This is a genomic window from Streptomyces sp. NPDC048441 (genome assembly GCF_043200235.1).
Lineage (GTDB): Bacteria > Actinomycetota > Actinomycetes > Streptomycetales > Streptomycetaceae > Streptomyces.
This window is the reverse complement of sequence record NZ_JBICXM010000001.1, coordinates 513,086-527,886: the sequence shown is the minus strand read 5'-3', so window position 1 is coordinate 527,886 and position 14,801 is coordinate 513,086. Positions and strand designations below refer to the sequence as shown.

11 protein-coding genes are annotated in these 14,801 nt (G+C 70.1%); 3 read left to right on the top strand and 8 right to left on the bottom strand.

Annotated elements, in window-relative coordinates:
- Nucleotides 1-38: 38 nt before the first annotated feature.
- The 6 genes from ACGFSB_RS02305 to hrcA form a co-directional block, all read right to left on the bottom strand.
- Nucleotides 39-650, bottom strand: coding sequence for a hypothetical protein (locus ACGFSB_RS02305; protein ID WP_393392761.1), 612 nt, complete (start codon nt 648-650; stop codon nt 39-41).
- A 109-nt stretch (nt 651-759) separates the two neighbouring features.
- Nucleotides 760-1,152 carry a VOC family protein gene (locus ACGFSB_RS02300; RefSeq protein ID WP_393392758.1) on the bottom strand — a complete coding sequence of 131 codons (393 nt, stop codon included), beginning with the start codon at nt 1,150-1,152 and terminating at the stop codon, nt 760-762.
- A gap of 53 nt (nt 1,153-1,205) precedes the next feature.
- Nucleotides 1,206-1,964 (bottom strand): 16S rRNA (uracil(1498)-N(3))-methyltransferase, encoded by a 759-nt coding sequence (locus ACGFSB_RS02295; protein WP_393392755.1) that lies wholly within the window; start codon nt 1,962-1,964, stop codon nt 1,206-1,208.
- Nucleotides 1,961-3,034, bottom strand: a complete 1,074-nt coding sequence (locus ACGFSB_RS02290; RefSeq protein ID WP_393392752.1) for a nitronate monooxygenase — start codon at nt 3,032-3,034, stop codon at nt 1,961-1,963. The genes ACGFSB_RS02295 and ACGFSB_RS02290 overlap by 4 nt, the downstream gene beginning before the upstream one ends.
- Nucleotides 3,035-3,192: 158 nt before the next feature.
- On the bottom strand, nt 3,193-4,329 hold the full coding sequence (gene dnaJ, locus ACGFSB_RS02285) for a molecular chaperone DnaJ (protein WP_393392750.1): 1,137 nt from the start codon (nt 4,327-4,329) through the stop codon (nt 3,193-3,195).
- Nucleotides 4,330-5,346, bottom strand: coding sequence for a heat-inducible transcriptional repressor HrcA (gene hrcA, locus ACGFSB_RS02280; RefSeq protein WP_393392747.1), 1,017 nt, complete (start codon nt 5,344-5,346; stop codon nt 4,330-4,332).
- Nucleotides 5,347-5,547: 201 nt separating this feature from the next.
- Here hrcA and ACGFSB_RS02275 point away from each other — a divergent pair, with 201 nt between their 5' ends.
- Both ACGFSB_RS02275 and ACGFSB_RS02270 read left to right on the top strand, forming a co-directional pair.
- Nucleotides 5,548-6,291, top strand: coding sequence for an MBL fold metallo-hydrolase (locus ACGFSB_RS02275; RefSeq protein WP_393392744.1), 744 nt, complete (start codon nt 5,548-5,550; stop codon nt 6,289-6,291).
- 34 nt (nt 6,292-6,325) lie between these two features.
- The gene (locus ACGFSB_RS02270) at nt 6,326-7,147 is read left to right on the top strand and encodes a DUF3097 domain-containing protein (RefSeq protein WP_393392741.1); all 822 of its coding nucleotides are present in this window, start codon (nt 6,326-6,328) and stop codon (nt 7,145-7,147) included.
- A 50-nt stretch (nt 7,148-7,197) separates the two neighbouring features.
- On the opposite strand, the gene hemW is transcribed toward ACGFSB_RS02270, so the two are convergent.
- Nucleotides 7,198-8,430, bottom strand: coding sequence for a radical SAM family heme chaperone HemW (gene hemW / locus ACGFSB_RS02265; RefSeq protein WP_393392738.1), 1,233 nt, complete (start codon nt 8,428-8,430; stop codon nt 7,198-7,200).
- 73 nt (nt 8,431-8,503) lie between these two features.
- The gene (locus ACGFSB_RS02260; protein WP_393392735.1) at nt 8,504-10,426 is read right to left on the bottom strand and encodes a SpoIIE family protein phosphatase; all 1,923 of its coding nucleotides are present in this window, start codon (nt 10,424-10,426) and stop codon (nt 8,504-8,506) included.
- Nucleotides 10,427-10,696: 270 nt separating this feature from the next.
- Here ACGFSB_RS02260 and ACGFSB_RS02255 point away from each other — a divergent pair, with 270 nt between their 5' ends.
- Nucleotides 10,697-14,797, top strand: coding sequence for a HAMP domain-containing protein (locus tag ACGFSB_RS02255; protein WP_393392733.1), 4,101 nt, complete (start codon nt 10,697-10,699; stop codon nt 14,795-14,797).
- The last annotated feature ends 4 nt before the right edge of the window (nt 14,798-14,801 follow it).

The following is a 14,801-nucleotide window of genomic DNA, read 5'->3' as shown; positions in this document are numbered from 1 at the left end:
GCGTAAGCAGCCGGGGCGAAGTCGGACAGCGCTTTGGATCACTTGCCCTGGAAGCACGAGCAGGTCGGGTCAGGTGGCCGCGGTGGCGGATCGGCCGTGACGGTCACCGTGACGGTGGGCCCGGGAGGCTGATGAGACGCGGGCGGCTCGGGGGTCGCGGAAGAATCTCCCCCGCCACCACCGCCCCCACTCCCATTGCCACTCCCACTCCCATTCCCATTACCGCCCCCGGAGCAGTCCCCCAGCACATCCACCCGGAACCACTCCTTGCCCCCGACCCTGGCGGTCAAGTCCCCGCGTACGCACCGCTCGTCGACGACCTTCCACACCTTCCCCTTGATGGTGATGTGCGTGGAGCCGCCCGGCCCCTTCCCCTCCTTGGCCTGCCCCTGGCAGTCGACCGTCGCGACGGTGTCGCGGGGCTCGGCGCCGCTGGACGGCGTGACCTTGTCCTTGAAGGTGGCGGTGCAGCTGAGCCACAGCACGTCGAGGTGCTGCCGCTCCAGCTCCTTGGTCCCCATCTGGTCGACGGTGATCGCGACGGCGGCGGAGTTCATGCCTCCGTCGACGGGATCGCACGCGGCGGCCCCGAGCGCCGCGGCGCCCGCGAACGCGACGGCGCACACCACCCGCCGCCGACGCCGCCGCAAGCCACCACGTAGCTCCCCCGCACGATCACGTATACGCCTCAATGCCCCCATAGGCGGCAGGGTGCCACTACGAGCCGCACGACGATAGACCGCTTTGCGTCCAGTCCACTCAGCCGTGCAGCAGCAACCACTCCTGCAGCTCCACCAAGTTCCCCTCAGGGTCCTTGAGGTGGGCGACCCGCATACGGTCCGTCATCGGGACCGGTCCGTGCGCGATGGTCCCGCCACGCTCGACGACCTGCGCGCAGTACGCGTCGAGATCGTCGACCCGCAGCACCACCAGTGAGCGGTGCCCGGTCGCGGACTCCCCCAGTTCGCCCAGGAGTTGAGCCATCATGGACCGGTCCTGGAGCGCGATGCCCGCGGAACCGAACGCCGGGCTGAACTTCTCGTACGGTCCGTCCACCGCACCCGACTGTGGCTTGAGGCCGAGCACTTGCGCGTAGAAGTGGTAGCAGGAGCTGAAGTCCGAGACCAGCAGCCTCACTTGGGCGAGTTCCACGGTATCCCCCTTACCTGAAGCTCTTACCTGGAGCTCTTACCTGGAGCGAGGGTTCAGGACCAGCGGCCCGTGCGTCCCAGCAGCAGCGCGGCCGCCGCCGTCCCCGCGGTCGACGTGCGCAACACGCTACGCCCCAGGCGGTACGGCTTCGCCCCCGCCGTCGCGAAGGCCGCGAGTTCGTCCGGCGATACGCCGCCTTCGGGGCCCACCACGAGGACGATGTGCCCGGCGGCGGGCAGCTCCGCGGTGGCTAGCGGCTCACTGCCCTCCTCGTGCAGGACCGCGGCGAAGTCGGCCGTGGCGAGCAGCGCGGCGACCTGCTTGGTCGACGCCGCGTCCGCCACCTCGGGGAAGCGCACCCGGCGCGACTGCTTGCCCGCCTCGCGCGCGGTGGCACGCCACTTGCCGAGCGCCTTGACCCCGCGCTCGCCCTTCCACTGCGTGATGCAGCGGGACGCGGACCACGGCACGATCGCGTCGACGCCGGTCTCCGTCATGGTCTCGACGGCGAGTTCACCGCGGTCGCCCTTGGGCAGCGCCTGTACGACGGTGATCCGGGGCTCCTGCGGCGCCTCTTCCTGTACGGAGTCCATCCGCAGGATCAGCCGGTCCTTGCCCTCGGTGTCCACGACCACGCAGTCGGCCCAGCGCCCGGCCCCGTCGGTCAGGACGACGTCCTCACCGGTGTGCAGCCGCTTCACGGAGACGGCGTGCCGCCCTTCGGGACCATCGAGTACGTAGCGTCCGCCGCCGCCCGCGTCGGGGTTCTTGAGGGTCCCGAAGGTCTCGACGACGAAGACGGGCGCGGTCACGCCTGGCCCCCGGCCACCAACGCGGCCTTCGCCTCGGCCAGTTCGGCCGCGAGGACCTCCACGAGCTGCCCGGCGGGAAGCTCCCGCGCCATGCGGTGCCCCTGCCCCGCCCACAGCGCCATGCCCTGCGCGTCACCGGCCTTGGCCGCGGCCTTGCGCAGGCCGCTTGTCAGGTGGTGGATCTGGGGGTAGGCGGCGGGGGCGTACGGACCGTGCTCACGCATGAAGCGGTTGACCAGGCCTCGCGCGGGGCGCCCGGAGAAGGCCCGGGTCAGTTCGGTCCTGGTGAACAGCGGGTTGGTCATGGCCTGCTTGTGCAGGACGTTCGCGCCCGACTCGGGGCAGACCAGGAACGCCGTGCCGAGCTGTGCCGCGTCCGCGCCCGCCGCGAGCACCGCGGCGACCTGCGAGCCGCGCATCAGGCCGCCGGCCGCGATGACGGGGATCTGCACGGTGCCGCGGACCTGCGTGATGAGCGAGAGAAGTCCGAGCCCGGCGCCGTCCGTCTCGGGGTTGTCGCGGTGGGTGCCCTGGTGGCCGCCTGCCTCGATGCCCTGCACGCAGACGGCGTCGGCGCCGGACCACTGCGCGGTCTGGGCCTCTTCCGGGGTGGTCACGGTGGCAATGGTGAGGGTGCCGACGCGGGCGAACGCGTCAAAGACATCGCGGGTGGGGCACCCGAAGGTGAACGACACGACCGGCACCGGGTCGTCCATCAGGATCGCCAGCTTGGCGTCATAGCCGTCGTCGCGCCCGCTGTCCGGATCGCCGAGCTGCGTCTCATACCAGGTGGCCTCGCCCGCGAGCTGGCTGCGGTAGACATCGACGGCGGCGGCGTCGGCGTACTCGGGCTGCGGCATGAAGAGATTCACACCGAAGGGCTGACTCGTGAGCCCCTTCAGCTGTTTGATCTCCTGATACATCCCATCGGCCGTTTTGTACCCGGCAGCGAGGAACCCGAGCCCTCCGGCTTCACAGACAGCCGCGGCGAGCTGGGGGCAAGAAGCGCCGCCCGCCATGGGGGCCTGCACGATCGGATAGCGACAGAGATCGGTCAGTGCGGAGGACATGAACGCATCGTGCCATGCCCTGGGCGGGCGGCCGAATCGCGCCCGGTAAGGGGCGCGAGGAACTGCGCGAGCAACCCGAGACGGCCCGCGGAGACGGACGACAAAGCGCCCCCGGCAGGGGAGAAACCCTGCCGGGGGCGCACGTACCGCTCAAGGCGCTACCGCCCGTTGAACGCGTCCTTCAAGCGAGAGAACAAGCCCTGCTGCCCCGGCTGGAACTGCCCCGTGGGCCGCTCCTCGCCGCGCAGCACCGCGAGCTCCCGAAGGACCCGCTCCATCTCCGCGTCCAGCTTCGTCGGGGTGAGGACCTCGACGTGCACGATGAGGTCACCTCGCCCGCCGCCGCGCAGATGTGTGATGCCACGCCCGTGCAGCGGGACCGACTGACCGGACTGCGTGCCCGGCCGGATGTCGACCTCTTCCAGGCCGTCCAGCGTCTCCAGCGGCACCTTCGTGCCGAGAGCCGCGGCCGTCATCGGGATGGTGACCGTGCAGTGCAGATCGTCCCCGCGCCGCTGGAACACGGCGTGCGGCAGCTCGTGGATCTCCACGTAGAGGTCGCCGGCGGGGCCGCCGCCGGGGCCGACCTCGCCCTCGCCCGCGAGCTGGATCCGCGTGCCGTTGTCGACACCGGCCGGGATCTTCACGGTGAGCGTCCGGCGGGAGCGGATGCGCCCGTCGCCCGCGCACTCGGGGCACGGCGTCGGCACGACCGTGCCGAAGCCCTGGCACTGCGGGCACGGTCGTGAGGTCATGACCTGGCCGAGGAAGGACCGCGTGACCTGCGACACCTCGCCGCGACCGCGGCACATGTCACATGTCTGGGCGGACGTGCCGGGCGCGGCGCCTTCACCGCTACAGGTCGTACAGACGACCGCCGTGTCGACCTGGATGTCCTTGGTGGTCCCGAAGGCGGCCTCGTCGAGGTCGATCTCGAGGCGGATCATGGCGTCCTGGCCACGGCGCGTGCGCGACCGGGGGCCACGCTGCGACGCCGTACCGAAGAACGCGTCCATGATGTCCGAGAAGTTGCCGAAGCCACCGGCTCCGAAACCGCCCGCGCCTCCGCCGCCCGCCTGGGACAGCGGGTCGCCGCCGAGGTCGTAGACCTGCTTCTTCTGCGGGTCCGACAACACCTCGTACGCGGCGTTGATCTCCTTGAAGCGCTCCTGAGTCTTCGGATCCGGATTCACATCCGGGTGAAGCTCACGCGCAAGCCTCCGGAAGGCCTTCTTGATTTCGTCCTGAGAAGCGTCGCGGCGCACGCCTAGTACGGCGTAGTAGTCCGTGGCCACTTACGACTCCGCCAGGATCTGTCCGACGTAACGTGCCACTGCGCGTACTGCTCCCATCGTTCCCGGATAGTCCATGCGGGTCGGTCCGACCACGCCGAGTTTGGCTACTGCCTCGCTGCCCGAACCGTAGCCGACGGAGACCACGGACGTGGAGCTGAGTCCCTCATGGGCGTTCTCATGACCGATCCGTACGGTCATGCCCGAATCTGTGGCCTCGCCAAGCAACTTGAGCAGGACGACCTGTTCCTCGAGGGCTTCCAGGACCGGCCTGATAGTGAGGGGAAAGTCATGTCCGAAGCGGGTGAGATTGGCCGTTCCGCCGATCATCAGCCGCTCCTCGGTCTCCTCGACGAGCGTTTCGAGGAGCGTGGAGAGCACGGTCGCCACCGTGCCCCTGTCCTCCGTGTCGAAGGACTCCGTCATGTCCTGCACCAGCTGCGGCACGTCCGCGAAGCGACGCCCCGCGACCCTGCTGTTGAGCCGCGCCCGCAGATCAGCGACCGAGGTCTCACCGAAGGGGGCAGGGCAGTCGATCATGCGCTGCTCGACGCGTCCGGTGTCCGTGATCAGCACCAGCATCAGGCGGGCCGGGGCCAGCGAGAGCAGCTCCACGTGCCGCACCGTCGACCGCGTGAGGGACGGGTACTGCACGACCGCGACCTGCCGGGTCAGCTGCGCGAGCAGCCGCACGGTGCGTGCCACGACGTCGTCCAGGTCGACGGCGCCGTCGAGAAAGTTCTGGATGGCCCTGCGCTCCGGCGCCGCCATCGGTTTGACGCCGGCGAGCCGGTCGACGAAGAGGCGGTACCCCTTGTCCGTCGGGATGCGCCCCGCGCTCGTATGAGGCTGGGCGATGAACCCTTCCTCCTCCAGCGCCGCCATGTCGTTGCGGACAGTGGCCGGGGAGACCCCGAGGCTGTGCCGCTCGGTGAGCGCCTTGGAGCCGACGGGCTCCTCGGTGCCGACATAGTCGTGGACGATGGCGCGCAGCACTTCGAGCCTGCGTTCATTGAGCATCCGCGCACACCTCCACCTATTTGCCCCGAAACCTGTCTGCCCCACAGCCCCGCCTGGCACTCCTCGCGGGCGAGTGCCAGCCAATACCCCGCTCAGTGTACGGCCGCGAGGTACGGCCCCGGCAAGGGCCGGACCTCGTATGTCGGCACGATGGCCTGGGCAGCGGCTGCCAAGCCGCCAGTACGGCGCTAGCGTCGGCCTATGGACGTGGCACTGGCATGGGACGAAGCGGGCTGGGAACGGCTCGCGCCGCACGTGGGGCGGCGGCGCCTTCCGGTCTGGGACTGCACCGCGGGCCTTGTGGTCGGCGCCGAATCAGCCCTGATGATCGAGGCGGGCGCGACCCTGCGCGAGGGCGCGGAGCTGCGCACCCAGGCGCGGAACATCCTCGGCGGCGGGCGGCGGGTCACCCACCTCGCCCTGACCCACCCGCACTTCGACCACGTCCTGGGGGCGGCGGCGTTCGCGGGCGTGGAGGTGTACGGAGCGGTCGGCCTCGACGCGCTCCTGGCGAAGGGCCGTGACGATCTTCGCGATTCGGCCGTACGTCAGGGGGTCGGCCCGGATGCCGCGGCGGAGGCCACCGACCTGCTCGTCCAGCCGCAGCATTCGGTGTGCGGGGAGTGGACGCTCGACCTGGGCGGCGGGGTGCAGGTCCTGCTCGCGAACGTGGGCCCGGGTCACTCGGGCCACGATCTCGCGGTCCTGGTCCCCGGCACCGCTCAGACCCCGGAGATCGTGTTCTGCGGCGACCTGGTCGAGGAGTCGGGCGAACCGCAGGCGGGCAGCGACGCGGTCCCGGCCCGCTGGCCCGCGGCGCTCGACCGGCTCCTGGACCTGGGCGGCGAGGACGCGCTGTACGTGCCGGGGCACGGTGCGGTGGTCGATGCGGCTTTTGTCCGTGCACAACGCGCCACGCTGGCGACCCGTTTCGGCGTGTCGTAGCCGCCTGTACGCCACTTCTCTTATCGTCGTCCAAATGCGCCAGTACTCCGCCGACCTCACCCCGCCCTGGAAGAAGCCGAAGCCCGTGCCGGAGGTCGCCGCGGAGGCGGACCTCGTGGTGGAGGAGCTGAGCACCGGATTCTGCGGCGCGGTGATCCGCTGCGAGAAGACCGCGGAGGGCCCGACGGTGACCCTGGAGGACCGCTTCGGCAAGCACCGCGTCTTCCCGATGACACCGGGCGGCTTCGCCCTGGAGGGCCGGAGGGTCACCCTCACCCGCCCGTCCGCCGCCGCTCCCGTACGCCCCACGCGCACCGCGTCCGGCTCGGTGGCCGTGCCGGGTGCGCGGGCCAGGGTCGCCCGCGCGGGACGGATCTACGTCGAGGGGCGCCATGACGCGGAGCTCGTCGAGCGGGTCTGGGGCGACGATCTCCGCATCGAGGGCGTGGTCGTCGAGTACTTGGAGGGCATCGACGACCTGCCCTCCATCGTCACGGAGTTCTCCCCGGGCCCGGACGCGCGGCTCGGCGTCCTGGTGGACCACTTGGTGCCGGGCTCGAAGGAGTCGAGGATCGCCGCGGAGGTGAATTCTCCCTCGGCGCTGGTGGTGGGGCACCCCTACATCGACGTATGGGAGGCCGTGAAGCCGTCATCGGTGGGGATCGCCGCGTGGCCCCGGGTCCCACGAGGCCAGGACTGGAAGACAGGCGTCTGCGAGGCGCTGGGCTGGCCGCCGAACACCGGCGCGGCCTGGCAACGGATCCTGGGCTCGGTCCACAGCTACCGAGACCTGGAACCGGCGCTTCTGGGACGCGTGGAGGAACTGATCGACTTCGTGACGGGGTCCGAGTCCTAGCCCACCCATCCGATTACCCAGCAGCGAGAGACCCACCCGAACCCGAACCGTCAGTCCACCAGATCCCGCACCACCGCATCCGCCAGCAACCGCCCCCGCAGAGTAAGAACCGCCCGCCCCTCCTCATAGGGCCCCGCCTCCAGCAGCCCATCGGAAAGCGCCCGGCCCGCGGCGGCGAGACCCGCAGGCCGAAGCAGCCCCAATGGACACCCCTCCAGCAGCCGCAGCTCGAGCAGAATCCGCTCCACCCGCCGGTCCTCCGCGGCAAGAACCTCCCGCCCGGCCCCCGGCGACCGCCCCGTGGCAAGCGCCCCCGCGTACGCCCCGGGATGCTTCACGTTCCACCACCGCACACCCCCCACATGGCTATGGGCCCCCGGCCCGGCCCCCCACCAGTCGGCCCCCCGCCAGTACAGCTCGTTGTGCAGGCAGCGCCCCGCCTCGGAGGTGGCCCAGTTGGACACCTCGTACCAGGAGAAGCCCGCACCGCCGAGCACCTCATCGGCGATGAGATACCGGTCGGCGTGCACGTCGTCGTCCGTCATCGGCACCTCGCCCCGCCGGATCCGCCGCGCCAGCTGCGTACCCTCCTCGACGATCAGCGCATAGGCGCTCACGTGGTCGGGTGCGGCCCCGATCGCCGCGTCCAGCGTGGCCCGCCAGTCGTCGTCCGACTCGCCGGGCGTGCCGTAGATGAGGTCCAGATTGACGTGCTCGAAGCCCGCCGCCCGCGCTTCCGCCACGCACGCTTCGGGCCGGCCCGGCGTATGCGTACGGTCGAGGATCTTCAGGACGTGCTGCTTCGCGCTCTGCATCCCGAAGGAGATCCGGTTGAATCCCCCGGCCCGCAGCTCGCTCAGATAGGCCGGGTCGACGGACTCCGGATTCGCCTCGGTGGTGATCTCCGCGTCATCGGCGAGCCCGAACTCGTCCCGCACGGCCCCCAGCATCCGTACGAGATCGGCCGCGGGCAGCAGCGTCGGCGTACCGCCTCCGACGAAGACGGTCCGCACGGGCCGCGGATCGTCCCCCAGGGTCTTCCGCGCCATCCGCACCTCGTCGATCAAGGTGTCCGCGTAGTTGTCGCGGGAGGCGAGCACGCCGCCGGTGCCGCGCAGCTCGGTCGCCGTGTACGTGTTGAAGTCGCAGTAGCCGCAGCGCGTGGCGCAGTACGGAACGTGGAGGTAGAAGCCGAGCGGACGGGCCCCCGCCCCCTGAAGGGCGGACGCGGGCAGCGCCCCGTCCTCGGGCATGGGCTCACCATCAGGCAGTGCGGAAGGCATACCTTCGATTGTCCCGCACCGAAGACGGACCCGACGCCGCTGCTCGGCCCGTCCGGAGCCCCGCGCGAAAAGATCACTCCGCCCGCAGCACGAGCACCGCCATATCGTCATCCGGCGGCCGCTCGGAGAACTCGTGCACCAGCCTCTTGATCCGTTCCGCCACCAGACCCGCGTCGAGCCCCGCGCAGCTCGCGAACGCCGTCGCGAGGCCGTCGTCGTCGTCGAACATCTGCCGTCCGGTGCGCCGCTCCGTCACGCCGTCCGTGACGCACAGGAGGGTGTCGCCGGTGTGCAGCTCGAAGGTCTCGCTCTTGTACGTGGCGTCGTCGACGACCCCGAGCAGCAGCTGGGGCGTGGCCGCGGGGCGGACGTGTCCCTCGGGCGAGAGCAGCAGCGGCAGCGGATGTCCGGCGCTCGCCAGCGTGCAGCGGACACCGCCGCCGTCCAGGAGCACCAGCTCGCCGTAGAGGAGGGAGAGGAAGCGTGAGGTGGCCCCTTCGGGCGGCACGCCCTGGCCGCCCGCCACCGCGACCACCGCCGCCGCCGCGTCCGCCGCTTCCGTCGCGTCGTCCAGGAGGAGCTGGTTCAGGCGGTCGAGGACCTCCGCGACTTCGTACCCCTCGCGGGCGAGCAGCCGCAGCCACGGCCGGGCGAGGCCGATCACGACGGCCGCCTCGACGCCCTTGCCCTGTACGTCGCCGAGCGCGAAGCACCAGCGGCCCTTGCCCGCCTGGAACAGGTCGTAGAAGTCGCCGCCGGGGCCGCCCTTGTCCCGCGGTTCGTACACCACGCCGCTCTGCACGCCCGGGATGTCCGCCACCGAGCTGGGCAGCAGGCCGCGTTGCAGGACCTGGCTGATGGTGGCCTGCCGCTGATAGCGCCGTGCCGCGCTGATGGCGAGCGCGACGCGGCGGCTGAAGTCTTCGATGAGGCCCGTGACTTCGTCGGCGAAGCGCACCATTCCGGCCCGTCCGATGACGAGCGTGCCCAGCGAACGCCCGCCCGCCACGAGGCGGTACGCCAGGGCCGTGCCGGATGTCTCACCGGCCGACGCCTCGCCGGGCCAGGGCACGGGGACGGCGCCGGAGCCGGCCGATTCGGGCAGCCGGGGCGGGTCCTTCTCCAGGGCATGGCGCAGTAGTTCTATGTGGTGCTCGCTGCTGTGCCAGACGCGGGCGAGCCGGGTGCCCGCGATCCCGCTCCCGCCGCCGCGCCCGGCGGTCTCCGCCTCGTCGTCGAGCCATACCGCGCACCAGTCCGCGAGTCTGGGCACCAGGAGCTGCCCGGCGAGCGCGGCCACCAGCTCCTCGTCGAACTGGCCCGCGAGCAGATCGGACGACTCGGCGAGGAAGGTGAGCGCGCCACGGTTGACCCACTCCGTGTCGTGCGTGATCCGCTTCGGCAGCGGGGCGAGGAGCTCGGCGGCGCGATGGCCGCGCTGCATGGCCTGTTCGCTCGCGTACGACTCGATCTCCTGGACGGCTTGTACGCCCCCGACAGGAAGTCGGGCCCAGACGGCCTTGGTGCCGGTGCGGTAGGTGATGCCCCAGGAGTCGGAGAGGGTCGCGACGAGCTGGAGGCCCCGGCCGTACTCGGGCGTGCCGGGCGGCTGGGGCGCCGGCTCACTGCGGACCGAGCGGGCGGGATGGTGGTCGGAGACCTCGATCACCAAAGTGTCGGAGCTCTCCCCAAGGCCCGCCTCGTCGAGCCTGCAGAGCAGCTCGACGGTCGTGCCCGCGTGCACGACGGCGTTCGTGACGAGTTCGCTGACCAGGAGCACGGCGTCGTCCGCAAGGCGGTCGGTGATACCCGCCGCCGCGGGCACGGCGAGCTCGGTCCAGTCGGCGAGCGCCGCGCGCACGAACTTGCGTGCGGCGGCGGGCGCCAGCGGATTTCCGGGCAGCGATGTGCACACCACCGCCGGCGGGCCGGGCTGGTGCTCCGGCTGGGCGGGCGCACGGAAAGTGGTCTCCCGTTGCATCGGAATGGACCCCACGTTTCGGCTCCTGAGCAGTTCGGTCGAATACGCCTCAGCCGACACGGACAGAGTGACAGACTGGCCACGCCCATAAGCACCGAGTTACTGAAGTGGGCCGTTATGAGTGAGAACACTGCTATGCCCGCGCTCGGCCACGGTCAGATTCCGTCACCGAAGCCAGCTCCGATACCCCCGCCGCGCCCCGGACAAGTTCCGGACACGGCCCCAGGATTCATCCAGGAGACCACCCCGGAAGCGGCTCCCGACCTGCGCTTGCTCCTGTCCGCCATGCGGTCCGCGCGAGACGGGGACTTCGCCAAGGTCGCGGTGACCGGCGACGGCCTCACGGCCGAACTGCACGCGGTCTTCAACGAGATGATGGACCGCTCCCTCCACTTCGACGGCGAACTCTCCCGCGTACGCCGGGAGATCATCCGTCTCGGCCACCTCGACGAGCGGTTCTCCGCGAGCCCGGGGCGGGGCAGCTGGGCCACACGCATCCATGACGTGAATACGCTGCTCGACTCCCTGGTCGCCCCGGCGGCCAACGCGACGCGCGTGCTGAACGCGGTCGCGGGCGGCGACCTCACCCAGCGCGTGGACCTGCACGACGGCACCCGGGAGCTGCGGGGCGACCTGCGGCGCCTGGGCCGCGCGGTGAACACGATGGTCGACCAGCTGTCGCTGTTCACGGGCGAGGTCACCCGCGTCGCCCGCGAGGTCGGCACGGAGGGGCGGCTCGGCGGGCGCGCCAAGGTGCGTGGTCTTTCGGGCAGTTGGCGTGACGTGACGGAGGCCGTCAACACGATGGCGGCCCGGCTTACCGCACAGGTGCGCGACATCGCCCTGGTGACGACGGCGGTGGCACAGGGAGACCTGACACGGACGGTCACGGTCGAGGCGACGGGCGAGCTGCTCGAACTGAAGCTGACCGTCAACACCATGGTCGAGCAGCTCTCCGCGTTCGCCGCCGAGGTGACCCGTGTCGCCCGCGAGGTCGGCACCGAGGGGCAGTTGGGCGGCCGGGCGCAGGCCCGCGGTGTGTCCGGCGTATGGAAGGACCTCACCGACAACGTCAACTTCATGGCGTCCAATCTCACCTCACAGGTGCGGAACATCGCCCAGGTCACCACGGCCGTCGCCAACGGCGACCTGAGCCAGAAGATCACCGTCGACGCCCGGGGCGAGATCCTGGAGCTGAAGTCGACGGTGAACACGATGGTGGACCAGCTCTCCGCCTTCGCCGACGAGGTCACCCGGGTCGCCCGCGAGGTGGGCACGGAGGGCAATCTGGGCGGGCGCGCTCAGGTGCGTGGGGTCTCCGGCGTATGGAAGGACCTCACCGACAACGTCAACTTCATGGCGGACAACCTCACCTCACAGGTGCGGAACATCGCCCTCGTGTCGACGGCCGTCGCCCAGGGCGACCTCGGCAAGAAGATCACGGTCGAGGCGAAGGGCGAGATCCTCGAACTGAAGTCGACCATCAACACGATGGTGGACCAGCTCTCCGCCTTCGCCGACGAGGTCACCCGCGTCGCCCGCGAGGTCGGCACGGAAGGCAACCTGGGCGGCCAGGCCCAGGTGCGTGGGGTCTCCGGCGTATGGAAGGACCTCACCGACAACGTCAACTTCATGGCGCTGAACCTCACCTCTCAGGTCCGCAACATCGCCCAGGTCACCACGGCCGTCGCCAACGGCGACCTGTCGAAGATGATCACGGTGACGGCGCGCGGCGAGATCCTTGAACTGAAGGACACCGTCAACACGATGGTGGAGCAGCTGCGTGCCTTCGCGGACGAGGTGACCCGCGTGGCACGCGAGGTCGGCACGGACGGCCGGCTCGGCGGGCGGGCCCAGGTGCGTGGGGTCTCCGGCGTATGGAAGGACCTCACCGACAACGTCAACTACATGGCGGACAACCTCACCGGACAGGTCCGCAACATCGCGCAGGTCGCCACGGCGGTGGCCCAGGGCGACCTCTCCAAGAAGATCGACGTCGACGCGCGCGGCGAGATGCTTGAGCTGAAGACCACCATCAACACCATGGTGGACACGTTGTCCTCCTACTCCTCCGAGGTCACCCGGGTGGCCCGCGAGGTCGGCTCCGAGGGCCAACTGGGCGGCCAGGCAAGGGTCGAGGGCGTCTACGGCACATGGAAGCGCCTGACGACGAACGTGAACGAGCTCGCCCTGAACCTCACCACGCAGGTCCGCGCGATCGCCGAGGTCGCGTCCGCCGTGGCGCAGGGCGACATGACCCGTTCCATCACCGTCGAGACCCGCGGCGAGGTCACCGAGCTCAAGAACAACATCAACCTCATGGTCTCCAACCTCCGTGAGACCACCCGCGCCAAGGACTGGCTGGAGTCCAACCTCGCCCGTCTCGCGGGCCTGATGCAGGGCCACCGCGACCTGATGGAGGTCGCCGACCTGATCCTGCGCGAGCTGACCCCACTGGTGAACGCGCAGTACGGCGCCTTCTTCCTCGCCGATCCGGACGCCGAGGAGACCACGACGCTGCAAGCCAGGCCCGTCAAGGGGCTCGCCTTCATCGCCGGGTACGGTTCAGCGCAGGGCTCGGTCGTCGACACCGGCGCGATGCCCGCGCACGGTCTGGTGCGCCAGGCGGCCCTGGAGAGGAAGCGGATCCTCGTCGACGAGGTGCCGGCCGACTACATCAAGATCATTTCGGGACTCGGGGACGCCGCCCCGGCCAGCCTGGTGATCATCCCCATCATCTTCGAGGACAAGCTGCTCGGCGTGATCGAGCTGGCCACGTTCTCCCGCTTCTCGGACGTACACCTGGCGTTCTTCGACCAGTTCGTGAACACCATCGGCGTTGCGATCAACACGATCATCGCCAACTCCCGTACGGAGTCGCTGCTCAGCGAGTCCCAGCGCCTCGCCACCCAGCTCCAGGACCGCTCGGACGAACTCCAGCTCCAGCAGGCGGAGTTGCAGCGTTCGAACGCCGAGCTCGAGGAGAAGGCGGCCCTGCTCGCCACCTCCTCGCAGTACAAGTCGGAGTTCCTCGCGAACATGTCGCACGAGCTGCGCACCCCGCTGAACTCGCTGCTCATCCTGGCCAGGCTGCTCTCCGACAACCCCGACAGCCATCTCTCCGACCAGGAGGTGCAGTTCGCCACCACGATCCACCGGTCGGGCTCCGACCTCCTCCAACTCATCAATGACATCCTGGACTTGTCGAAGATCGAGGCGGGCCGCATGGACGTACGACCCAAGAAACTCCCGCTGATCAAGGTTCTCGACTACGTCCACGCGACGTTCCGCCCGCTCACCCTCGACCGCGGGCTCGCCTTCGAGGTGTCGGTCGGCGAGGACGTGCCGCGGGAGATGTTCTCGGACGAGCAGCGCCTCCAGCAGATCCTGCGCAACCTCCTGTCGAACGCGGTCAAGTTCACCGCGAACGGCCGCGTCGAGCTGCGCGTGAGCCGCGTCAAACGCACCGACGAACACATGCTCCACGAAGGCGTCGACCTGCTCTGCTTCGCCGTCACGGACACCGGCATCGGCATCCCGTCCGACCAACTGCCCGCCATCTTCGAGGCGTTCCAGCAGGCCGACGGCACCACCAACCGCAAGTACGGCGGCACCGGCCTCGGCCTTTCCATCAGCCGCGAGATCGCCGGACTCCTCGGCGGCCGCATCACAGCGGAGAGCAGTCCGGGACAGGGCTCCACCTTCACGCTGTACGTCCCCGTAGCGCACCCGGGCCACGGACCGGCCGCGGCGGCATACGCGGCGACCAGGCCGTCCACTGCCGCCCTCCCCGAGCCGGAGGGAGAAGCGGCCATGACCCTGCACACGTTCCGCGACCAGGACGACAGCTGGCCGACGCCGACCAAGCTGGAGGAGTACCGAGAGGGCCCGGCGGGCCGCATACTGCGCGGGCGCCGCGTCCTCATCGTGGACGACGACATCCGCAACGTCTTCGCGCTCACCCATGTGCTGAGCCGCGTCGGAATGCCCGTCCTGTACGCGGAGAACGGCCGCGAAGGAATCGAGACCCTGGAGCGCAATCCCGATATCGATCTGATCCTGATGGACATCATGATGCCGGAGATGGACGGCTACGAAACCATCACCGCCATCCGCCGCACCCCGCGCTGGACCGGCCTTCCCATCATCGCGCTGACCGCCAAGGCGATGCCCGGCGACCGCGAGAAGGCCATCGAGCAGGGCGCCAGCGACTACGTACCCAAACCCGTGGACGTGGACCAGCTGCTCACCGTCTCCTGCGCTCTCCTGGCCCCCGAGGGCGACGGTGCGGACGAGCGGGACACACCCACAGCAGAAGAGAAGCCCGTTGCACCGGATCCGGCAGGCACTCCTGGGGAGTCCGCCGTTCCGCCGACGACCGAGTGAGGCA